Consider the following 21,579-nt stretch of genomic DNA (forward strand, 5'->3'; position numbering starts at 1 on the left):
GCGACGTCACCCCTGCTGATGTCGACTCGGTGGAACTCGTCGGACTGTGGTGTGGGAGACGGCGTGCCCGCGGTGATCTCGGAAGACCGTGGGGACCACGGGGCCCCTGCGGCCAGACCTCGATTCGCTCGGCGAAGAGAAGCACGGGAAAGGAGCGCTTACCGGCCCGTCGTGCGGTCCTTGATCTGGGCGCGCATCGCGGGGAGGGCGAACTCCTTGACCAGGTTCAGGATCTCCTTGGAGATCCGGCTGAACGGCCTGCCCGCGCGGACCTGCCACCACAGGTCGCCGATCGGGACGCCGGAGCCGACGAGGACGACCTGGCCGATGGGTGCGCGCCAGCCCGGCTGGGAATGGGTGAGGTACGGGCGGATGCGGCGCTGGTTGGTCCACTCGTCGGTCGGGGTGACGCCGAGGGACAGGGTGAAGCGGGTGGTGTCCTGGCGGGCGGGAGCCTGGACGATGGAGATCTCGGCGCGGTGGGTGTCGGTGACGAGGCGGTAGTGGCGGTCGCTGCCGGAGAGGCCGAGGGCGCGCAGGCCAGGGGCCAGATCGGTCTCCACCATGAGGCGGAACCACCCGTCGGCGTTGCGCACGGAGCCAGGTTCCACCGCGCAGCCCCTTCCCTGTGAACACTCCGCGTACGCACCGCAGTGGGGCGGTCACTCCGGAGTCAACGCGACCTTATCCCGGACGGGCGACGGTTCCTACCAGAACCTGCGCTTACTTGCGGGTATTCCTCAGTTGGGTGACACGTGTTGCCAACGCGCAACGATGACACACTTGTGGCCTGTAATCCAGGTCACATGTGCTCGCCCAAGCGGGTGACTTCCGCCTCATCGCGCGTCAGCACGTCACGGGCGCGGTGTTGCCGCGTCGCTACACAGGACAGGTGTAGTTGAACGAAGGGTCACGTATGCCTCGCACCACCATCCCGCGCCCGGTGGGGCAGGCGGGTCTGGGCATCGTGCTCGTTGACGGGGTGCCCCTCTTCCGTGAAGGGCTGTCCGCGCTGGTCATGCGCACGCCCGGCCTGCGGTGGCTGGGGGCGACCGACACCCCGCAGGGCGCGGTGTCGATGGTCGAGCGGTTCCGGCCGACGGTCGCGCTGGTGGACTCCGGTCTGGACCCGCGCCACCACCTCAGTCACATGCTGACCGCCGGGCATCCCGAGCTGACCATGCTCATCCTCGTCCGCGACGCCCACCGTACGACGCACTACGTCGCCACCGCCCTGGCCTCCGGCGTCCATGGGGTCATCCTGCGCTCGGCCGAGCCGCCGCAGGTGGTGGAGGCGCTGCACGCGCTGCACCGCGACCGCCGCTACGTCGACCCGTCGCTGGCGCAGACGGTCGCCGCGCCGCGGGCACGGCTGGCGTGGCTCTCGGAGACGACGCAGCCGCTCTCGCGCCGCGAGTTCCAGGTTCTGCAGCTCATCGCCGACGGGCTGGAGAACCAGGCCATCGCCAAGATCCTGTACGTCTCGGTCGAAACGGTCCGCACGCACGTCAAGTCGATCCTGCGCAAGCTCTCCGCCCGCGACCGCACCCACGCCGTCGCCGTCGCCTTCCGCGCGGGCGTGCTCAGCATCAGCGGCAACCGTCAGACCCGGACAGGTTCCTGACATCCCCCAACTGCGCACTTGCTCCAGTTACTGGCTGGTAATATCCTTGTTGTTACCGACGGGTAGTGCCGACCGAGAGAGGCACGCCGCCGCTCGCGAGGACACGGAGCAACAGACATGGGTCACTACAAGAGCAACGTCCGCGACCTCGAGTTCACCCTCTTCGAGGTGCTCAAGGTCCAGGAGCGCCTGGGCAAGGGCGTGCTGGCCGACTCCGACGAGGAGAGCGTGCGCGGCGCCCTCGCCGAGCTGAACAAGCTGGCCACGGGCCCGCTGGCCGAGTCGTTCGCCGACGCCGACCGCAACCCCCCGGTCTACGACCCGAAGACCTTCTCCGCGACGCTGCCCGAGTCGTTCAAGAAGTCCTACAAGGCGCTGTGGGACGGCGAGTGGTGGCGGCTGGGCCTGACCCCCGAGCTGGGTGGCCTCGGCATGCCCCCCACCGTGCAGTGGGCCGCGGCCGAGCTGATCCTGGGCGCCAACCCGGCGCTGTTCATGTACCTGGCAGGCCCCAACTTCGCCATGATCCTCGACCGCAACGGCACCGAGGAGCAGCAGCGCTGGGCCCGCATCATGATCGAGCGCGGCTGGGGCGCGACCATGGTGCTCACCGAGCCGGACGCGGGCTCCGACGTCGGCGCGGGCCGCACGAAGGCCGTCCAGCAGGAGGACGGCTCCTGGCACATCGAGGGCGTCAAGCGCTTCATCACCTCGGGTGACCAGGACATGACCGAGAACATCATGCACCTGGTCCTGGCCCGCCCCGAGGGCGCCGGACCGGGCACCAAGGGCCTGAGCCTCTTCCTCGTCCCCAAGTACCACTTCGACAGCGAGACCGGCGCGCTCGGCGAGCGCAACGGCGCCTACGTCACCAACGTCGAGCACAAGATGGGCCTCAAGGTCTCCACGACCTGCGAGCTGTCCTTCGGCGTGCACGACCTGCCCGCCAAGGGCTGGCTGCTCGGCGAGGTGCACGACGGCATCGCGCAGATGTTCCAGGTCATCGAGTACGCCCGGATGATGGTCGGCACCAAGGCCATCGCGACCCTGTCGACGGGCTACCTCAACGCGCTGGAGTACGCCAAGGAGCGCGTCCAGGGCCCCGACCTGACCCAGATGCTCGACAAGTCCGCCCCGCGCGTCACCATCACCCGCCACCCCGAGGTCCGTCGCAGCCTCATGCTGCAGAAGGCCTACGCCGAGGGTCTGCGCGCGGTGTACCTGTACACGGCGTCGTTCCAGGACCAGCTGTGGACCGGCGAGGGCGACCGGGAACTGGCCGAGCGCGTCAACGACCTGCTGCTGCCGATCGTCAAGGGCGTCGGCTCCGAGCGCGCGACCGAGCAGCTCGTGCAGTCCCTGCAGATCCTCGGCGGCTCCGGCTTCCTGCAGGACTACCCGATCGAGCAGTACATCCGCGACGCCAAGATCGACTCCCTCTACGAGGGCACCACGGCGATCCAGTCGATGGACTTCTTCTTCCGCAAGATCGTCCGCGACAAGGGCCAGGCCCTGGCCTACGTGGCGGGCGAGATCACCAAGTTCATCGAGTCCGAGGGCGGCAACGGCCGCTTCAAGCAGGAGCGCGAGCTGCTCAAGCAGGGCCTGGAGGACGTCCAGGCCATCCTCGGCTCCCTGATCGGCACGCTGACCTCGGCGCAGGAGGACGTGCGCAACCTCTACAAGGTCGGCCAGCACACCGTGCGCCTGCTGATGGCGACCGGCGACCTGCTGGTCGGCTGGCTGCTCCAGCGCCAGGGCGAGGTCGCGCTGGCGGCGCTGGACGCGGGTGCCACGGGCAAGGACAAGGCGTTCTACGAGGGCAAGGTGGCGGTGGCGTCGTTCTTCGCGAAGAACGTGCTGCCTGAGCTGGCCGGCGCTCGCAAGATCGTCGAAGCGGCGGACAACGACATCATGGATGTCCCTGAGGCCTCTTTCTGATCCCTGTGACGCTGCGGCGGGCTCCCTGTTCGGGGGTCCGCCGCAGCGCTGTTCGCGGGGAGTTGTCCACAGGGCTGGAGATTCACCCTCTTGACAGGTTCCGGATCTCGTAGCCTTGAAGGAGTAGGGCGGAGTGACCCCCGGATTGGGGCGGGGCGTGTGCCGCGAGAGGTTGTGGTGGTGGCGGTGAGGTCGTGCGGTGGGTGAGGGAAGTGAATGCGGAATGGCGTTGAGGCGTGCATCGCCGCAGGTCAGTTAGTCGTCCCCGCGCACGCGGGGCTGGTCCGGCGGTCGAGTCAGTGTTCTCGATTGTGCGCCAAGTTGTGGGATCTGCCGATTGTCCCCGCGCACGCGGGAATGGGGACTGAGACTGCCGGGTGTTTAGAGCTTGGCCAGGATCTCCTGCTCCACCTCTGCGGGGAGTCCGGCCTTGCGCTCCCGGTCCAGGCCCAGTTCGCGTTCATGGGCCAAGGCCCGGGTCGCGGCCTCGCCTATCGGGCGGGGCGAGAAGCCGGCCGCCATCGCAGGGCCTGCGTCTCGGTTGCCCATGTTGCGGTGGGTGTCCGGTAGCCACAGGGGCAGTGAGCGCGGGCCCGACCAGTAGCCGACCTCGTGCTCCAGCAGCACCGACTCCGGTACCCGCACCAGTTCCGCCGACGGCCCCACCGCCGCCGCCACCTCCCCCAACAGATCCAGCAGGGGCTGCGCGGGACCGATCCCGTCGTACACCCCCGTCGTCCCCCGCTCGGCCGCGTCGATGATCCAGGTTGCCAGGTCGCCGACGTCGATGATCTGCATGGGGAGGTCGGTGTCCGGGACGACGACCTGGCCGCCTCGGGAGAGGCGGTTGGCCCAGTAGCCGAAGCGGTCGTGTTCGTCGGCTGGGCCGGTGATGAGGCCGGCTCGGATGATCAGGGCTCGGTCGGCGGCGGTGTCCAGGACGGCGTTCTCGCTGGCTACCTTGATCGAGCCGTAGGCGTCGGGGTCTTTCATGACCACGGAGCGGTCGGCGTGTTCCTGGCGTGGGGGAAGCAGGACGTCGTCCAGGCGGTCGGGGTGGGCGTAGGCGCTGATCGAGGACACGAACGTCCAGTGGGCGGCGGTGCCGAAGGCGTCCAGGGCTCGGCGGACCCAGGGGTAGGAGATGGGGGAGACGTCGACCACGGCGTCGAAGTGCTCGCCTGCCAGCGGGGTCAGGCCGTCGGGGGCGTCTCGGTCGACCTTGACCAGGCGGGCGCCGTCGGGGGTGGGGCCTGCTTGGCCTCGGGCGGCGCAGGTGACGTCGTGGCCGCGGGAGACGGCTTCGGCGGCGGTGGTGCGGCCGAGGAAGCGGGTGCCGCCCAGGATGAGGATTCGCATACCGACCACCCAACTCCGGGTGGCCGTCGGGCGCCAGCGGTCTCGCCGAGGGTGAACGCGCTCACCGGGGCGAATGACGAATACGCAGGTCAGGTACGCTTTGCGGGTACCGGCACCTCGAACTCAGGAGTAGCCTGCCGTGGCCCGAGTCGTCGTTGACGTCATGCCCAAGCCGGAGATCCTCGACCCCCAGGGGCAGGCGGTCGCCCGCGCACTGCCCCGCCTCGGCTTCGCCGGGGTGTCCGACGTCCGCCAGGGCAAGCACTTCGAGCTGGAGGTGGACGACTCGGTGGACGACGCGGCGCTGGCCAAGATCGCCGAGGGCTTCCTGTCCAACCCGGTGGTCGAGGACTTCGTCGTGCGGCGGGTGGAGTCGTGAGGGTCGGCGCGGTCACCTTCCCCGGCACCCTCGACGACAGCGACACCCTGCGGGCGATCACCGCGGCGGGCGGTGAGGCCGTGGCGCTCTGGCACGGCGACGCCGACCTGCGCGGGGTCGACGCGGTGGTGCTGCCCGGCGGGTTCTCCTACGGCGACTACCTGCGCGCCGGCGCCATCGCCCGGTTCGCGCCGGTGATGGGCGAGGTCATCGCCGCGGCCAAGGGCGGCATGCCCGTGCTGGGCATCTGCAACGGCTTCCAGGTGCTGTGCGAGGCCGGGCTGCTGCCGGGCGCGCTGCTGCGCAACGCGGGGCTGCACTTCGTCTGCCGCGACCAGTGGCTCAAGGTCGAGAACAACCGCACCGCCTGGTCGTCGCGCTACGACGAGGGCGCGGAGATCATCATCCCGGTCAAGAACATGGACGGCCGCTACACCGCGAGCGCCGAGACCGTCGCCGAGCTGGAGGGCGAGGGCCGGGTGGTGTTCCGCTACGTCGGCGGCAACCCCAACGGCTCGCTGAACGACATCGCGGGCATCAGCGACGCGAGCGGCCGGGTGGTCGGGCTCATGCCGCACCCCGAGCACGCCATCGACGCGCTCACCGGGCCCTCCGACGACGGCCTCGGCATCTTCCTCTCCATGATCGACTCGGTGGTGAAAGCGTGACCGACACCGTTGAGCTGGCCTCGACGACCCCGGACCAGGCGCAGCCCTTCCGCGAGCTGGGCCTCAAGGACGACGAGTACGCCCGCATCCGGGAGATCCTCGGCCGCCGCCCCACCGACGCCGAGCTGGCGATGTACTCGGTGATGTGGAGCGAGCACTGCTCCTACAAGTCCTCCAAGATCCACTGGAAGCACTGGAAGGACAACACCACCCCCGAGATGCAGGCCAAGATGCTGGCGGGCATCGGGGAGAACGCGGGCGTGGTCGACATCGGCGACGGCTGGGCGGTCACGTTCAAGCTGGAGTCGCACAACCACCCCTCCTACGTCGAGCCCTACCAGGGCGCGGCGACCGGCGTCGGCGGCATCGTCCGCGACATCATGGCGATGGGCGCGCGCCCGCTGGCCGTGATGGACCCGCTGCGCTTCGGCGCTCCCGACCACCCCGACACCAAGCGCGTGCTGCCCGGTGTCGTGGCAGGCGTCGGCGGCTACGGCAACTGCCTCGGCCTGCCCAACATCGGCGGCGAGGTCGTCTTCGACCCGTCGTACCAGGGCAACCCGCTGGTCAACGCGCTGTGCGTCGGCGCGATGCGCACCGAGGACCTGCACCTGGCGCACGCCTCCGGCGTGGGCAACAAGGTCATCCTGTTCGGCGCGCGCACCGGTCTCGACGGCATCGGCGGCGTGTCGGTCCTGGCCAGCGAGACCTTCTCCGGAGAGGAAGGCGGCACGGGTCGCAAGAAGCTGCCCGCCGTGCAGGTCGGCGACCCGTTCATGGAGAAGGTGCTGATCGAGTGCTGCCTGGAGCTGTTCCAGACCGGCATCGTCGTGGGCATCCAGGACCTCGGCGGTGCGGGCCTGTCCTGCGCGACCAGTGAGCTGGCCAGCGCGGGCGACGGCGGCATGCACGTCGAGCTGGACAGGGTCCCGCTGCGCGCCACCGGGATGACCCCGGCCGAGGTGCTCTCCAGCGAGTCGCAGGAGCGCATGTGCGCCGTCGTCGAGCCGTCCAATGTGGACGCGTTCATGGCGGTGTGCGCCAAGTGGGACGTGATCGCCACCGTGATCGGCGAGGTGACCGACGGCGACCGGCTGATCATCACCTGGCACGGTGAGACGGTGGTCGACGTGCCGCCGCGCACCGTCGCCCACGAGGGCCCGATGTACGCCCGGCCGATCGCGCGGCCGGACTTCCAGGACGCGCTGCAGGCCGACTCGACCGACCGGCTCCCTCGACCGTCCACTCCGGACGAGCTGCGGGAACTGGTGCTGCGCATGGCCGCCGCGCCGAACCTGGCCTCCCGCCGCTGGGTCACCGAGCAGTACGACCGCTACGTGCGGGGCGGCACGGTCCTCGCGCAGCCCTCGGACAGCGGCATGATTCGCGTGGACGAGCAGACCGGCCGCGGGGTCGCGCTGGCCACCGACTGCAACGGCCGTTTCGTCAAGCTCGACCCGTACACCGGCACCCAGCTGGCGCTGGCCGAGGCCTACCGCAACGTGGCGGTCTCCGGCGCGGTGCCGCTGGCGGTCACCAACTGCCTCAACTTCGGCTCGCCGGAGGACCCGGCGGTGATGTGGCAGTTCGAGCAGGCCGTCAAGGGCCTGGCCGAGGGCTGCAAGGAGCTGGGCATCCCGGTCACCGGCGGCAACGTCAGCTTCTACAACCAGACCGGCAGCACCGCGATCCTGCCGACGCCGGTCGTCGGCGTGCTCGGCGTGATCGATGACGTCCGCCGCCGCATCCCCACCGGGATCGGCGCGGAGGCGGGCGAGACGCTGCTGCTGCTCGGCGACACCCGCGAGGAGTTCAACGGCTCGGAGTGGGCGCACGAGATCCACGGCCACCTGGGCGGCCTGCCGCCGAAGGTGGACCTGGCCAGGGAGAAGCTGCTGGCCGAGGTCCTGGTCGCGGGCTCGCGCGACGGCATGGTCTCCGCCGCGCACGACCTCTCCGACGGCGGTCTCGCCCAAGCGCTGGTCGAGTCCTGCCTGATCGGCGAGACCGGCGCGCGGGTCTTCCTCGACCCCGACGCCGACCCGTTCGTCCAGCTGTTCAGCGAGTCCGCGGGCCGGGTGCTGGTCGCCGTGCCGCGCACCGAGGAGCTGCGGTTCACCGACATGTGCACCGCGCGCGGGCTGCCGTGGCGCAAGACCGGTGTCGTGGACCCGGAGTCGGGCTCGCTGGAGATCCAGGACATCGGGGTGCTCCCGCTGCCGGAGCTGCGCGCGGCGTGGGAGGCGACCCTCCCGGCCCTGTTCGACTGAGCCCTGGTCGGCTGAAGTCCCGCTCGCCGGGCCGTGGCTGTCGCTACGGCCCGGCGACGGGAACGCACCCGTCCGGCCGGACATCCAGCCGGAACGTCACCGGCACGTCCTTTGTGGAGGGTTCCCGCGCGCCGACCACCACGGCGATCCCGCCGCCGGTGGCCTCGACGCCCTCGGGCCCCCGCTTCGTGGTCAGGCCGTCGGCGCGCAGCGCGTCATCCACTCTGGACAGCAGATCGGGGAGATCGGTCCCCGCGGGCAGCGTCGCGGTCTGGCGCAGCGTCCAGGTGACACCGCGCGGTCCCGCACCGCCGCAGTTGGCCAGCGCGGGGTCCGGGGCTTGGCGCCCGCCGCCGCGCAGAACGCCCTCCACCACCTCGGCCGTCCGGCGGGCCCGTGCCTGGCCCTCGGCGACCGCGCTCGCCTGCGCGCCAGTGGGATCGGGGCGGGCGAAGTCGTTGTGGTCGAACGTGCGCGCGGCGACCGGAGTCGTGCAGCCGGAGCGCTCGGCGCGCACCTTCTCCCCCGTCAGCGCGAGCAGCACGTCGTGCGGGCCCACCAAGGCGAGGTCGGCGCTATCGCTGACCTGCGGCTGCCAGCCCGCCGCGAGCGCGGCTTCCCGCAGCCGCGCCGCGTCGACCCCGGCTACCGAGGCGTCGGCGAAGGTGACGACCTGGTCCGGGGTGGACGGCCACGCGCCGCACGCCTGCGCGCCGAACTCCGGCTCCGCGGCCGGGTCCACCGCGCGCAGCAGCTCCGCCACGGTCGCGCGGAAGTCCTCGGCGACCGGCACCGGCTCCGCCGGGGCCTGCGAGCACGCCCCGCAGGCGAGCAGTGCCGCGATGACCCCGGTGGCCGCGGCCGCACGGATCACCTGCGCGACACCGTGTACTCGTAGGTCGTGACGTCCTGCCCGCCGAGGAATCCGCCTGCGCTCTCGATGAAGCGGCGCACCGACGGGTCGCTGCTCTGGTCGAGCTGGCGGGCGGCGTCGGTGTAGTTGCCCCCGATGCCGTGGTTGCCGCCGACGGTCCCGGTCTGGTTGTCGAAGGTGACGGTGACGCGGTTGTCGCTGTTGGGGTTGTCGCGGGCGTCGAGGTGGGGGACGATGTCGCCGCTGTTCTCCAGGGAGAGCACCTGGACGTTGTCCGGCACGTCGATGTTGCCGACCGGCGAGCCCGCCGTCACCACGTGCGTGACGTTGTAGGGCACGCCCGTCTCCGGGTTGGCCAGCGAGCCCGCGGCCTGCGCGGCGACGATGCCGCCCTGGCTGTGCCCGACGAGCATGATCGGCGCGTCGGCAGGCACCCCGGCCGCGCGCAGCGCCTCCTCGATGCCCTCCTGCAGCACGGTCTCGTTGCCCGCCATGGCGTCGACGTTGGTGCCGAAGTCGTTGGCGCTGCCGCCGTCCTGGCCGGGCAGGTTCCACACCTTGGTGCCGGGGATGTCGACGATGTAGGAGACGGAGCCGTCGGGGCCGACGACGCGCTTGACGTCGATGTTGGCGTCGGTCTCGTTGCGGTGGTTGAGCCCGTCCACCAGGTCGCCGAGGCCGCTGGGCGGGGTGGTGCCGAAGGCGCTCTGGTCCAGCACCGGGGGCTGGCCCAGCGGCGGGTCCAGCGCCGGGTCGCCGTCGGGGTAGGCGGCGGCGACGAGGTCGGTCAGGGTGGCCATGTCGGTCGGCAGGCCGAGCGCGCTCAGCGTGCCGGGGCTCATGCCGAGCACGGTGTCGACCATGCCGGGGTGCTCGACCAGCCAGCGCTGCGCGTCCCCGTCGTAGTTGAGCATGATGTCGGCGGCGATGAGCGCGGCCGTGCCGCCCGCCGCCGCCAGGCCGGCGGGCGTGGTGACCGCGGCGCCCATCAGCCAGCGGCCCGCCTCCAGCGCCTTGGCGTTGAGGTCGTCGGTGATCTGGTAGGCCTGGTTGGTCGCCTGCAGGGCAAGCCCGCGCAGGCCGATGGCCGCCGAGGTCGCCGTCAGCCCGCTCGGGCCGTCCAGCGCGCCGAGCATGCTCGCCTCGAAGCGCACCACGCCCGCGGGGTTGAGCAGCCCGGAGGCCAGCACGTTCGGGTCGACCAGGTGGCCGTGGCTCGCCATGGCGATGGTGAGGGTCTGGCCCGCGACGTCGTCGGTCAGGTCGCCCATCGCGGCGAGGTCCTCGTACTGCGCCTCGGTGCCGCCCGCGCCGCCCGCGACGGTCAGGTTCGTGACTCCGGGACCGGTCATGACAGCGCCTCCGACACGAAGGGGGCCAGCCAGACCCCGATGTCCTCCCGGGCGACGGGTTCCAGGTCGACCAGCTGGCGGTCGGCTCCGGTGGGGGCCGGGCGGATGCCCACCCAGCCGGTGTCGCTGTGCAGCCAGCTCAGCTGCGCGGTGCGCACGCCCTCGCCGATCAGGGCGACGACCAGGCAGCGCAGCACGCCGTCGGCGCGGCGCACGGCCTCCACGGCGAAGGCGGCCTCGTCGGGGGGAAGGCGCAGCTCGCCGAGCACGTGGCCGGTGACGTCCGGGTCGGACTCGCGCAGCAGCTCGGCCACGCCCAGCTCGTGCAGCGCGGCCAGCGGGACCCGCCCGCGCAGCGGCTCGGCGTCGTCGCCGTCGAGGGCCGAGCCGATGCCGCCGGGCGCCTCGGCGGGCACCGCGCGGACCAGCTCGCGGCCCAGGTCGGTGGCCCGGAACATCGACAGCTCCACCGCGGCGTCGGGCAGCAGGAACAGCGACGCGCCGTACTGGCCCGCGATCGCGTGCAGGCTCCGCGAGCCGCGCGCGCCGATCGTGGCGGTGGTGTCGAACATGATCTGCGGGCCGCTGAGCACCCGCAGGTTGGCCTGGACGGACGGGTGCACCCGCCCGTCAACCACGACCTCGCGCTCGGCGAGCGCCGCGGCCTCCGCGCCGGTGGCGATGTCGGGGGCGGGTGCCCAGTCCGGGGGCATGGACAGGCCCATCTCGCCGACGACGTGGGCGTACTCGGCGGCCGTGAGCACCAGCCGGTGCGCTGCTGACGTCACCGCGGCCACCTACGCCACTCCCTGCGCGCGCATGAACTTGCCGACGTCCAGCCACTCCTTGTCGCCCGGGGGCGGCAGGTTCTCCGGCCCGTAGCGCCAGCCCTCCCACGGCGGGCGCGGCGGCGTCGGCTGGTCTCCGCCGAAGCCGAGCGCGTCGCCGATGCCGTTGGCGATGTCGCGCACGGCGTTCTTGAAGCTCTCCACCGCCTGGTTGAAGCGCTCGATGGCGCCGTTGAACCAGTTCACGACGCTCTCGGCGATGCGCTTGATGGCCGCGATCAGCTCGCGCAGCTCCTGGGCGTGCCTGCGCAGCACCGCGGCGGCCTCGTCCAGGCCGCCCGCGGCGCCGTCGAGGGTGGTGCGGTCGGCGGCGATCATCTCCCGGCAGCGGTCGGCCGCGATCGACTTCCAGCGCATCGCCTCGGCCTGGGTGACCATGCTCGCGCCGTGGTCGCGGACCTCGCTCGCCCGGCCCTCGATGCGCGTCGCGATGCGGTCGAGCTCGTCGGGGTCGCCGTAGAACGCCATGCCTCATACCCCCAGCAGCGGGTCGCCTGTGTCCGTGACCGTAGACGCCCCCGGCCGGAGAACGGTTCCCATCACCCGACCGTGTCGAGCGCGTGCAGGTCGACATCGCACTCGGCGACCTCCGCGCCGGTCGTCTTGACCGGGCCGGCGAAGGTGGAGCGGGCCAGCCGCACCGGGCCGGTGGCGATGAACCCGCTGAACCAGGCCTTGCCCAGGAAGGCGGTGTCGTGCGCGTGCAGGATGCCCAGGCTGCGCGCGCCGGTGAACCAGGCGCTGCCGGTGATCCGGCAGCCCCACATCGAGTTCGAGTCGTGCAGCGTGGTGAAGCGCATGGTGAGCGTGCCGACGACGCGCTCGGAGATGTCGAAGTAGGCGAGCTGCGCGCCGGTCAGGTCCAGGTGGTGCGGGCGGGCGTCAGCGTCGGAGGCCAGCGGCAGCAGGTCGCGGATCAGGCGCTGGGCGGTCGAGCGGACCACCTTCTCGTGCTCGTCGCCGCTGAGGTGGTCGAAGGGCCTGCGCAGGTAGGAGCAGAGGATCTCCAGCACGGTCTGGACGTAGCGGTCCTCGACGCGGGCCAGTCCGGCGAGGGCGTGCATCGCGCCGACGCGCACCTGGTCGGCGTCGTCGCCGAGCAGCTCCACGGCCCTGGCGAAGCGCTCGTCGGAGACCCGCTCGCGGTCGTGCTCGTGGCGGGCCTCATCGGTGCGCCTGCGGCGGTCGTTGAGCCACAGCGCGTACAGCGCCACCACCGAGCCCGCGGCGAGACCGCCGGTCTTGAGGGCTTCGCCGCGGTTGGCGTTGGGCTCCAGCAGCAGCCAGCCCGTCACCAGGCCGAACAGCCCGGCGGCGAGCAGCACGGTGCCGCGCCAGCTGAGCCGGTAGCGCCGCGCCGAGAGCGCGAACACCACCAGGCTCGCCGCGATCAGCACCGCTCCGGTGATCAGGAAGGGCAGGCCCACGGCCGGAACCTAACGCATGATCACCCGTTGGCGAGGACCTGGAGCCGGTCGTAGGCGCCGTTGAAGTGGTTCTGGTCGATGGGCGAGGACGTCCACTGCCAGAAGGTCCAGACGCTCCAGTTGTGGGGCAGCGCCCCGACGGTCGATGAGTACCGCGCGACCCACAGCGGGTTGCTGTGGGCGAACTGGCGGGCCGTGCCGACGCACTGCGACCACCAGCTCGTGCTCGTGTAGAAGACGGGGTCGCGGCCGGTGCGCGCCCGGTACGTGGCGCTGAAGTCGGAGATCCAGTTCGCCATCTGCGCCTGGGACAGGCCGTAGCAGGTGGCGCCATAGGGGTTGTACTCCAGGTCGGCCACGCCGGGCAGGGTCTTGCCGTCGCGGGACCAGCCGCCGCCGTTGTTGACGAAGAAGGTGGCCTGCGCCGCGCCGGAGGAGCGGTCGGGCAGCGCGAAGTGGTAGGCCCCGCGGATCATGCCGACGGCGTAGGAGCCGTTGTACTGCTGGGCGAAGTACGGGTTGCGGTAGCCGGTGCCCTCGGTGGCCTTGACGTAGGCGAAGCGCTTGCCCTGGTTCCACCAGTATGCCCAGTCGACATTGCCCTGCCAGCCGGAGACATCGATCCCCGCGACGGTGGCCTCGACGCCGGGCTCCGGCGGGGCCTTGCGGGCGTTGCGGTCACCGCCCTCGTGCTTGCGGATCTGGGAGCCCATGGGGTGGTCCTGGGCGAGGACGGCCGGGTCCGACGCCGCCGCCGGGGCGGTCAGGGTGGCCAGGGTCAGAGCGGCGATCGCCGCGAGCGCGGCCCCGAAGCGGGATGTCTTGAAGAAGGACGTCATCTCGTGTGCCCCTTCGCGAAAGTGCCCTCACACCGGCGGCTGACAGGGGGTAGCCGACCGAGCACCAAGTGTGCTGGATTACCTGTCTGACTGTCACGCTTTCGTGTGAATGGATCACCAGATAGCGCTGGGCTGGGCCGATGGCCGCGGCGCGCGGTGGAAGCTTGACCACGGCCACCTCCGTGCGAACGCTTTCGGTAGTCACCTGGAAGCCTTATGTGAACAGAGGTGGTTGCAACCCGCAAATGCGCAACCGGTCTGGTCACAAGCCGTTGTTCAGGTGAAACTGTCCGTGGAGGGATGGAAGGGGTAAGGGGTGGACAACGCACCGGTCGGGCCTGACGCGTTCGCCGAGCGGTGGACCGGGGTGCTCGCCTCAACCGGGTTCGTCGCCCTGGACAGGGCCACGCTCACCGCGCGCGTGCGCGCCCTCACCGACGTCGTCTACGCGGCGTTGTCCACCGACGAAACCACCCACGAGGGCGATGCCGGTCCCGACTTCGACACCCACGCCGTGGAGAAGGTCGGCACCGCCCTGGTCGAGCTGAGCCTCACCAGCGCCGCCACGCTCGCGGCCACGACCCGGCTCTTCGGCGAGCTGCTCGCCGGGCCCCGGCTGCCCGCGCTGCAGGCCGCGCTCGCCAGCGGCTTCGTCGCCGCGCACACCGAGCGGGTCTTCCGCGACCAGGAGGCGATCCGCCGCGCGGCGCTGGAGGCCCGCCGCGGCGCGGAGGCCGCGCTGATGGCCAGCGAGGCCCGCTTCCGGGCGATGTTCACCCAGGCCGCCATCGGCATCGTGATCACCGACGCCGAGGGCACCCTGCTGGAGGCCAACGCCGCGTTCGCGGCGATGTTCGGCTACCGGCAGGCCGACCTGGTGGGCATGTCCGCCGCCGACCTGCGCTTCGCCGACGAGCCCGCCGCGATGCGCGAGCCGTTCAACCAGATGACGGCGGGCCTGCGCGACCACTACCGCATGGAGCGGCTGCTGCGGAAGGCCGACGGCAGCGGCCTGTGGGTCGACCAGTCGGTGTCGCTGGTGCGCGGCGAGGACGGCGCGCCGCGGTTCATGGTCGGCATGGCCGAGGACATCACCGAGCGCCACATCCTGGAGGAGCGGCTGCGCCACCAGGCCAACCACGACCCGCTCACCGGTCTGGGCAACCGCGCGCTGTTCACCGAGCGGCTGGCCGCGGCGTTCGCGCTCGGCGACGGCAACCGCGTCGGCGTCTGCTACCTCGACCTCGACGGGTTCAAGGTCATCAACGACAGCCTCGGCCACGACGTCGGCGACGAGCTGCTGGTCGCCGTCGCGGCCAGGCTCGACGCGCTGGTCACCGCGCCCGGCCGGATGGTGGCGCGGATGGGCGGCGACGAGTTCGTGGTGCTGGTGGAGAGCAGCGGCGGCCGGGAGGAGCTGGTGGGCCTGGCCGAGCGCGTCTTGGCCGCGCTCGCCGAGCCGGTCAGCATCGGCGGGCACCGGCTGTCGGTCTCGGCCAGCGTCGGCGTGGTCGAGCGCTCGGTCGCGGGCACCACCCCGGCCGAGACGATGCGCGACGCCGACGTGACCCTGTACTGGGCCAAGGCCGACGGCAAGAACCGCTGGGCGGACTACGACGCCGAGCGCAACGCCCGCGAGGTCGCCCGCTTCACGCTGTCGGCGCGCATGCCCGCCGCGGTGGAGAGCGAGGAGTTCTACGTCGACTACCAGCCGATCGTGCGCCTCTCCGACGGCGAGCTGATCGGCGTCGAGGCGCTGGTGCGCTGGGCGCACCCGGAGTTCGGCAGGCTCGGCCCCGACCAGTTCATCGGCCTGGCCGAGGAGACCGGGCTGATCGTCCCCATCGGCCGGTGGGTGCTGCGCGAGGCGGCGGGCCAGGCCCGGCGCTGGCGCGACGCCTACGGGGACCGGGCGCCCTGGGTCAGCGTCAACCTGGCCGCCCGCCAGACCGAGGAGCCGACGCTGGTGGCCGACGTGGCGACCATCCTCGCCGCCGCCGACATCCCGGCCTCGGCGATCCAGCTGGAGCTGACCGAGTCGGCGATCATGGGCACCACCGGGGAGCCGCTGGCCACCCTGCACGGCCTGGCCGACATGGGCCTGCGCATCGCCATCGACGACTTCGGCACCGGCTACTCGAACCTGGCCTACCTGCGGCACCTGCCGGTGCACGCGATCAAGCTCGCCGGGTCCTTCATGGAGGGCCTGCGCGGGCTCCCGGCCGCCGACCCGGCCGACAGCCAGATCGTGGCCAGTCTGGTGTCGCTGGCCCACGTGCTCGGGCTCCAGGTCATCGCCGAGGGCGTGGAGGAGCCGCAGCAGGCCGACCGGCTCGCCGCGATCGGCTGCGACAGCGCCCAGGGCTGGCTGTACGCCAAGCCGGGGCCGCCGGATGAGGTCGAGCGCAGGCTGGCGGTGCCGCACGCGCCCGCGCGCGGCTGAAACACCCGTCTGCCTGCTGCGCGGACGGCGGTTACCGGGGAGTATCCCTGCATGGCCGAGTACGACTTCGTCATCGTGGGCGCGGGCAGCGCGGGCTGCGTGCTGGCCGCCCGGCTGAGCGAGGACCCCGCCACCTCCGTGCTGCTGCTGGAGGCGGGCGGCGAGGACGACGCCGACGAGATCAAGATCCCCGCCGCGTTCTCGTCGCTGTTCAAGACCAGGTGGGACTGGAACTTCACCACCGTCGAGCAGAAGCACATGAACGACCGCGAGGCGTTCTGGCCGAGGATGAAGGCCCTCGGCGGGTGCAGCTCGATGAACGCCATGATCTACATCCGCGGCAACCGCGTCGACTACGACACCTGGCGCGACGAGCACGGCGCCACCGGCTGGGGCTACGACGACGTGTTGCCCTACTTCATCCGGGCCGAGGCCAACACCCGCCTCGGCGGGCCGCTGCACGGCACCGACGGCCCCCTGCACGTGGAGGACCGCCGCTACACCCACCCGCTGTCGGAAGAGTGGGTCGCCGCCGCCGTCGCCGCGGGCGTCAAGCCCACCGACGACTTCAACGGCGAGCGGCAGGAGGGCGCGGGCCGATACCAGGTCACCTGCCACAAGGGCAGGCGCTGGTCCACCGCGGACGCCTACCTGCGGCCCGCGCTCGACCGTCCCAACCTGACCGTGCTCACCCACGCCCTGAGCACCCGCGTGGTGATCGAGGGCGGGCGGGCCGTCGGCGTGGAGTACCTGCGCGGCGGGGCGACGGCGGTGGCGCGCGCGGGCGAGGTGCTGCTCTGCGGGGGCGCGGTCAACTCCCCGCAGCTGCTCATGCTGTCCGGGATCGGGCCCGCCGAGCACCTGCGCGAGCTGGGCATCGACGTCGTCGCGGGCCTGCCGGTCGGGGACAACCTGCACGACCACCCGGCCTCGCCGGTCATCTGGGAGACCACCGGGACCAGCGACCTGGTGGACCTGGCCACCCCGGCCCGGCTGCTGCTGTGGCAGGCGACGGGCCGCGGCCCGATGGCGTCCAACATCGGTGAGGCGGGCGCCTTCGTCCACACCCGCGACGGCCTCGCCGCCCCGGACATGCAGTTCCACGTCGCGGCGACGCTGTTCTACGACAACGGCATGCGCGAGCCCGCCGTCCCCGGCTTCACCTCGGCCACCACCCTCGTCGCCCCGCTCAGCCGCGGCACCCTGCGCCTGCGCTCCACCGACCCCCGCTGGCGCCCGCTGATCGACCCCGCCTACTACTCCGACCCCGCCGACCTCGACGCCACCGTCGCGGGCTCCCGGATGCTCATGGAGATCGGCGCCCAGGCCCCGCTGCGCGGACACCTGGCGCGGCCCTTCCTGCCCGCCGCGACCCTGATGACCGACGCCGAGCTGGCCGAGCACATCCGCACCTGGACGCAGTCGCTCTACCACCCGGTCGGCACCTGCGCGATCGGATCCGTTGTGGACCCGGAGCTGCGGGTGTTCGGTGTGGACGGACTGCGGGTGGTGGACGCCTCGGTCATGCCGGTCGTGCCGCGCGGCAACACCAACGCGCCGACGATCATGGTCGCGGAGAAGGCCGCGGACCTGATCAGGGGGCGCGCGGCCTAGGCTGCCCGGCATGAAGCTCCTCAAGGTCGCGGAGCGGGCCGCGGTGCCGCCGTTCCACGTGATGGACGTCGTGTCGGCGGCCAGTGCCCGGCAGCGGTTGCGCGGTGACGTGGTGTCCCTGGCGGCGGGGCAGCCCTCGACCGGCGCGCCGTCGGCGGTGCGGGTCGCGGCGGCCGAGGCGATCGGGTCGGGGCCGCTGGGGTACACCGAGCAGGTCGGCATCCTGGAGCTGCGGGAGGCGATCGCCGGGCACTACCTGCGGCGCAGCGGGGTCGAGGTGTCCGCCGCCGACGTGATCGTCACGACCGGGTCCTCCGGCGGGTTCCTGCTGGCCTTCCTCGCCGCGTTCGACGCCGGTGACCGGGTGGCGCTGGCGCGGCCCGGGTACCCGGCCTACCGCAACATCCTCACCGCGCTGGGCTGCGAGGTGGTCGAGCTGCCGTGCGGGCCCGACACCCGGTTCCAGCCGACGGTGGCGATGCTGGAGGAGGCCGGTCCGCTCGACGGGGTGATCGTGGCCAGCCCGGCCAACCCGACCGGGACCGTGCTCGACCCCGGCGAGCTGGCCGCCATCGCGGGCTGGTGCGCCGAGCGCGGGGCGCAGCTGGTCAGCGACGAGATCTACCACGGCATCTCCTACGGCAGCCAGACCGCGTCGGCCTGGCAGTTCTCCCGTGAGGCCGTGGTGGTCAACTCCTTCTCCAAGTACTTCGGGATGACCGGCTGGCGGCTGGGCTGGCTGCTGGCGCCGAGCAGGCTGCACCGCGCCATCGACTGCCTGACGGGCAACTTCCACCTCTGCGCGCCGACGGTCTCCCAGCACGCCGCGGTCGCGGCGTTCGAGCCCGAGACCTACGCCGAGCTGGACACCCACGTCACCCGCTACCGGACCAACCGCGACGTGCTGCTGGCCGGACTGGCCGAGCTGGGCATCACCGAGGTCGCCCCCGCCGACGGGGCGTTCTACGCCTACGCCGACGTCTCGCACCTCACCCACGACGCGATGAGCTTCTGCCAGCGGCTGCTCGCCGACACCGGGCTGGCGATCGTGCCGGGCATCGACTTCGACCCGGTCGACGGGCACCGCTCGGTGCGGCTGTCCTTCGCCGGGTCCACCGAGGACGTGCGCGAGGCGCTGCGCAGGCTCGGCGGCTGGCTGTAGCAACCGGACCGGATGCCCGGCTGCGGGAACGCGACCGGGGGTCCGTCCGTTGACCTGGTGAAACGGAGGCGCAATGGTACTCAAGATCATCGGCGCGATCATCGTCATCTGGATCGCGTTCGCCGTGCTCGGGACCGTGTTCAAGATTCTGGGCACCCTGCTGGTCGTGGCGCTCATCGCCACGGCCGGTGTCGCGGCGTACGGGGCGATCAAGGGGAAGAAGGAACACCGCCAGATCCGTCCATAAGCTGGCGAAACAGGGGGCCGCCGGGTGAGCATGTCCCGGTGCAGCACCTCAAGACCGCGCCGAAGCCCGACCCGGCCGAGCCCGCCGTGTCGGCCTGGGAGGCGCGCACCGACCTCGCCATGACCGGGCTGGCGCTGCTGTTCCTCGGCGTCTACGCCTGGCAGGTGCTCGACACCGACGTCGGGCCCGGCCTGCACCTCGCGCTGGAGATCGCCCTGTGGGTGATCTGGGCGGCCTTCGCCGCCGACTACGCCATGCGGCTGCTGCTGGCCAGGAACAAGTGGCGCTTCGTCCGCCGCCACGTGCTCGATCTGCTCGCCGTGGCCCTGCCGATGGTGCGCCAGCTGCGCGCGCTGCGGCTCATCACCGTCCTGCGGGTGCTCAACCGCCGCTTCGGCGCGGGCCTGCGCGGGCGCGTCGGCATCTACGTCGGCGGGACGACCCTGCTCATCGGGCTGGCCGCCTCGCTGGCGGTGCTCGACGCCGAGCGCCGCCACCCGGACGCCACCATCACGACCTTCGGCGACGCGCTCTGGTGGACGCTGACGACCATCACCACCGTCGGCTACGGCGACCGCTACCCGGTGACGGCCGAGGGCCGCATCGTCGCCGCGACGCTCATGATCGGCGGGATCGCGCTGATCGGTGTCGCCACCGGCACGATCGCGTCCTGGTTCCTGGAGAAGATCGCCGGCGCCGAGGACACCGACCAGGCCACGCACGCCGAGGTCGTCGCCCTGCGCGCCGAGCTGGCCGCCCTGCGCGCCGAGCTGGCCGTGCTCAACCGCGGCGCGGTCAGCCCGCCGTCACCGCAGCCGAGCGCTCCGCCGCCGACCTGATCCGGTCCAGCACTTCGGCGATGTCGGCGGCCGAGACGTCGCGGTGGGTCACGAACCGCACCCCGCCCGGCACCGCGACCGCGGCGACGCCCAGCTTGTCCAGCCCGGCCAGGGCGTACCCGGTGTCGGGGACGGCGGCGATGACGATGTTGGTCTCCGGCTTGCCGACCTGCCAGCCCAGCTCGGCGAGCCCGTCGGCGAGCGCGGTGGCGTTGGCGTGGTCGGTGGCCAGCTCCGGGATGCGGCCCAGGGCCAGCAGCCCGGCCGCGGCCAGCACCCCGCCCTGGCGGACCCCGCCGCCGAGCATCTTGCGCAGCCGCCGCGCCTGGGCGATGAACAGTTCCGAGCCGCACACCAGCGACCCGACCGGCGCGCCGAGGCCCTTGCTCAGGCACACCTGCACCGTGTCGACACCCACGGTCAGCGCCGCGGGCGGCACGCCGAGGGCGACCGAGGCGTTCCACAGCCGGGCGCCGTCGAGGTGCACGCGCAGCCCGGCCTCGGCGGCCAGGGCGACCAGCTTGGCGTGCTCGTCGGGCGGGGTGACCGCGCCGCCCGCGAAGTTGTGGGTGTTCTCCAGGCACAGCAGCCGGGTGCGCAGCGCGTAGTACGGCGCGCCGCCGCCCAGGTGTGTCCGCAGGTCCTCCGGGGAGACCCGGCCGGGCCCGCCGCTCCACTCCAGCGGCTGCGGCATGCCGCCCGCCAGCCACGCGCCGCTGCCCAGCTCGGCCTCCAGCACGTGCGCGGCGCGCGGGGCGAGGTAGCGGTCGCCGCGCTCCAGGTGGTGCATCAGCGCGATGAGGTTGCCCATGGTCCCGCTGGGCACCCAGAGCGCCGCGCCCATGCCGAGCAGGGCGGCGGCCTCCTGCTCCAGCCTGCGCATCGTCGGGTCGTGGTCGAGGACGTCGTCGCCGACCTCCGCGGCCGACATGGCGACACGCATCGCCTCGTCGGGCTGGGTGACGGTGTCCGAGCGCAGGTCGATGCGGCGTGGAAAGGTCACGATCAGATCACACCACAGCCACGTGCTCGCGGCTGCCCAGGGGGTGGCGTGCGACACGGCCGCCATCCGTGCAACCGTTGGCCCCTGCACGTCCGTCCTTTGTCCGGAACCCCAGGAGCGTCCGCGTGGACCAGAGCGAGGAGCGTGAGTTCGCGGAGTACTTCGCCGCACGGCGCGACGCCGTCCGGCGGACCGCGTACCTGCTCTGCGGTGACTGGCACCGGGCGGACGACCTGGCGCAGACCGCGTTCGTGGCCCTGCACCGCAGGTGGCGCAAGGTCCGGGACAAAGCCGCCCTGGACGCTTACGTGCGCCGCACGCTGGTCAGGGCCGTGATCGACGAGTCGCGGCGGCCGTGGCGGCGGGAACGCCACGTCGACGCCGTCCCGGAGCGGCCGGTCCGCGGCGGGGGCGGCGACGAGGTGGGCGACACCGTGGCCACCCGGTCGGCGCTGCTCGACGGCTTGGCAGGCGTGCCGCCCAAGCAGCGGGCCGTGCTGGTCCTGCGGTTCCTGGAAGGCTTGGACGTGGCCGCGACGGCGGCCGTGCTCAAGTGCTCGGAGGGCAACGTGAAGAGCCAGACCGCGCGCGGTCTGGCGGCCCTGCGGACCGTCTTGGGCGACGCCCTGGACGACCTGAGGTCGGCGCAGTGATCGGCCTGGCGAGGAGGTGGGAGTGATGGACGAGAAG

At 72.1% G+C, this 21,579-nt stretch carries 20 protein-coding genes; 11 read left to right on the forward strand and 9 right to left on the reverse strand.

All coding sequences use genetic code 11. From position 1 onward, the window contains the following. Positions 1 to 158: 158 nt before the first annotated feature. Complete coding sequence (locus tag ACFPM7_RS01230) at positions 159 to 611, reverse strand: hypothetical protein (RefSeq protein WP_378242797.1); 453 nt, start codon at positions 609 to 611, stop codon at positions 159 to 161. Between the two features lie 305 nt (positions 612 to 916). Here ACFPM7_RS01230 and ACFPM7_RS01235 point away from each other — a divergent pair, with 305 nt between their 5' ends. Both ACFPM7_RS01235 and ACFPM7_RS01240 read left to right on the forward strand, forming a co-directional pair. Next, on the forward strand, positions 917 to 1,624 hold the full coding sequence (locus ACFPM7_RS01235) for a LuxR C-terminal-related transcriptional regulator (protein WP_378242799.1): 708 nt from the start codon (positions 917 to 919) through the stop codon (positions 1,622 to 1,624). Between the two features lie 117 nt (positions 1,625 to 1,741). Next, the gene (locus tag ACFPM7_RS01240) at positions 1,742 to 3,565 is read left to right on the forward strand and encodes an acyl-CoA dehydrogenase (RefSeq protein ID WP_378242801.1); all 1,824 of its coding nucleotides are present in this window, start codon (positions 1,742 to 1,744) and stop codon (positions 3,563 to 3,565) included. A gap of 381 nt (positions 3,566 to 3,946) precedes the next feature. On the opposite strand, the gene ACFPM7_RS01245 is transcribed toward ACFPM7_RS01240, so the two are convergent. After that, positions 3,947 to 4,924 carry an NAD-dependent epimerase/dehydratase family protein gene (locus tag ACFPM7_RS01245; protein ID WP_378242803.1) on the reverse strand — a complete coding sequence of 326 codons (978 nt, stop codon included), beginning with the start codon at positions 4,922 to 4,924 and terminating at the stop codon, positions 3,947 to 3,949. Between the two features lie 139 nt (positions 4,925 to 5,063). On the opposite strand from ACFPM7_RS01245, the gene purS reads away from it, so the two are divergent. From purS to purL, 3 genes are read left to right on the forward strand one after another with little or no spacing between them, the layout of a single operon-like run. Next, positions 5,064 to 5,303: a phosphoribosylformylglycinamidine synthase subunit PurS gene (gene purS, locus ACFPM7_RS01250; RefSeq protein WP_378242805.1), complete on the forward strand. Its 240-nt coding sequence runs from the start codon at positions 5,064 to 5,066 to the stop codon at positions 5,301 to 5,303. Then, positions 5,300 to 5,971, forward strand: coding sequence for a phosphoribosylformylglycinamidine synthase subunit PurQ (purQ, locus tag ACFPM7_RS01255; RefSeq protein WP_378242807.1), 672 nt, complete (start codon positions 5,300 to 5,302; stop codon positions 5,969 to 5,971). The genes purS and purQ overlap by 4 nt, the downstream gene beginning before the upstream one ends. After that, positions 5,968 to 8,241, forward strand: a complete 2,274-nt coding sequence (gene purL, locus ACFPM7_RS01260) for a phosphoribosylformylglycinamidine synthase subunit PurL (RefSeq protein WP_378242809.1) — start codon at positions 5,968 to 5,970, stop codon at positions 8,239 to 8,241. The genes purQ and purL overlap by 4 nt, the downstream gene beginning before the upstream one ends. 43 nt (positions 8,242 to 8,284) lie before the next feature. Here the strand turns inward: purL and ACFPM7_RS01265 are convergent, their stop codons facing one another. The 6 genes from ACFPM7_RS01265 to ACFPM7_RS01290 form a co-directional block, all read right to left on the reverse strand. Continuing rightward, positions 8,285 to 9,115: a hypothetical protein gene (locus ACFPM7_RS01265; protein ID WP_378242811.1), complete on the reverse strand. Its 831-nt coding sequence runs from the start codon at positions 9,113 to 9,115 to the stop codon at positions 8,285 to 8,287. Then, the gene (locus tag ACFPM7_RS01270; RefSeq protein ID WP_378242813.1) at positions 9,112 to 10,467 is read right to left on the reverse strand and encodes a lipase family protein; all 1,356 of its coding nucleotides are present in this window, start codon (positions 10,465 to 10,467) and stop codon (positions 9,112 to 9,114) included. The genes ACFPM7_RS01265 and ACFPM7_RS01270 overlap by 4 nt, the downstream gene beginning before the upstream one ends. After that, positions 10,464 to 11,255, reverse strand: coding sequence for an ESX secretion-associated protein EspG (locus ACFPM7_RS01275; RefSeq protein WP_378242815.1), 792 nt, complete (start codon positions 11,253 to 11,255; stop codon positions 10,464 to 10,466). The genes ACFPM7_RS01270 and ACFPM7_RS01275 overlap by 4 nt, the downstream gene beginning before the upstream one ends. A 9-nt stretch (positions 11,256 to 11,264) precedes the next feature. Next, positions 11,265 to 11,783: a WXG100 family type VII secretion target gene (locus tag ACFPM7_RS01280; protein ID WP_378242817.1), complete on the reverse strand. Its 519-nt coding sequence runs from the start codon at positions 11,781 to 11,783 to the stop codon at positions 11,265 to 11,267. Positions 11,784 to 11,854: 71 nt separating this feature from the next. Next, positions 11,855 to 12,742 carry a hypothetical protein gene (locus ACFPM7_RS01285; protein WP_378242820.1) on the reverse strand — a complete coding sequence of 296 codons (888 nt, stop codon included), beginning with the start codon at positions 12,740 to 12,742 and terminating at the stop codon, positions 11,855 to 11,857. 20 nt (positions 12,743 to 12,762) lie between these two features. Further along, the gene (locus ACFPM7_RS01290; protein WP_378242822.1) at positions 12,763 to 13,581 is read right to left on the reverse strand and encodes a lysozyme; all 819 of its coding nucleotides are present in this window, start codon (positions 13,579 to 13,581) and stop codon (positions 12,763 to 12,765) included. A gap of 316 nt (positions 13,582 to 13,897) precedes the next feature. Between ACFPM7_RS01290 and ACFPM7_RS01295 the strand changes: the two genes are divergently transcribed. The 5 genes from ACFPM7_RS01295 to ACFPM7_RS01315 all read left to right on the forward strand — a co-directional run bounded on the left by ACFPM7_RS01295 (position 13,898) and on the right by ACFPM7_RS01315 (position 19,886). Beyond that, a complete protein-coding gene (locus ACFPM7_RS01295) occupies positions 13,898 to 16,024 on the forward strand; it encodes a putative bifunctional diguanylate cyclase/phosphodiesterase (protein WP_378242824.1) in 2,127 nt (708 codons plus the stop codon). Positions 16,025 to 16,075: 51 nt separating this feature from the next. Beyond that, a complete protein-coding gene (locus ACFPM7_RS01300) occupies positions 16,076 to 17,638 on the forward strand; it encodes a GMC family oxidoreductase (RefSeq protein ID WP_378242826.1) in 1,563 nt (520 codons plus the stop codon). Between the two features lie 10 nt (positions 17,639 to 17,648). After that, complete coding sequence (locus ACFPM7_RS01305; RefSeq protein ID WP_378242828.1) at positions 17,649 to 18,800, forward strand: pyridoxal phosphate-dependent aminotransferase; 1,152 nt, start codon at positions 17,649 to 17,651, stop codon at positions 18,798 to 18,800. A 73-nt stretch (positions 18,801 to 18,873) separates the two neighbouring features. Further along, on the forward strand, positions 18,874 to 19,047 hold the full coding sequence (locus ACFPM7_RS01310; protein WP_378242830.1) for a hypothetical protein: 174 nt from the start codon (positions 18,874 to 18,876) through the stop codon (positions 19,045 to 19,047). Between the two features lie 38 nt (positions 19,048 to 19,085). Further along, positions 19,086 to 19,886: an ion channel gene (locus tag ACFPM7_RS01315; protein ID WP_378242832.1), complete on the forward strand. Its 801-nt coding sequence runs from the start codon at positions 19,086 to 19,088 to the stop codon at positions 19,884 to 19,886. On the opposite strand, the gene ACFPM7_RS01320 is transcribed toward ACFPM7_RS01315, so the two are convergent. Then, complete coding sequence (locus tag ACFPM7_RS01320; RefSeq protein WP_378242834.1) at positions 19,843 to 20,889, reverse strand: threonine aldolase family protein; 1,047 nt, start codon at positions 20,887 to 20,889, stop codon at positions 19,843 to 19,845. The two genes, ACFPM7_RS01315 and ACFPM7_RS01320, sit on opposite strands and share 44 nt — an antisense overlap. Before the next feature lie 125 nt (positions 20,890 to 21,014). Here ACFPM7_RS01320 and ACFPM7_RS01325 point away from each other — a divergent pair, with 125 nt between their 5' ends. Then, positions 21,015 to 21,542, forward strand: a complete 528-nt coding sequence (locus tag ACFPM7_RS01325; protein WP_378242835.1) for a SigE family RNA polymerase sigma factor — start codon at positions 21,015 to 21,017, stop codon at positions 21,540 to 21,542. The last annotated feature ends 37 nt before the right edge of the window (positions 21,543 to 21,579 follow it).

Origin of the sequence: Actinokineospora guangxiensis, assembly GCF_042657845.1 — a bacterium.
Taxonomy (GTDB): domain Bacteria; phylum Actinomycetota; class Actinomycetes; order Mycobacteriales; family Pseudonocardiaceae; genus Actinokineospora; species Actinokineospora guangxiensis.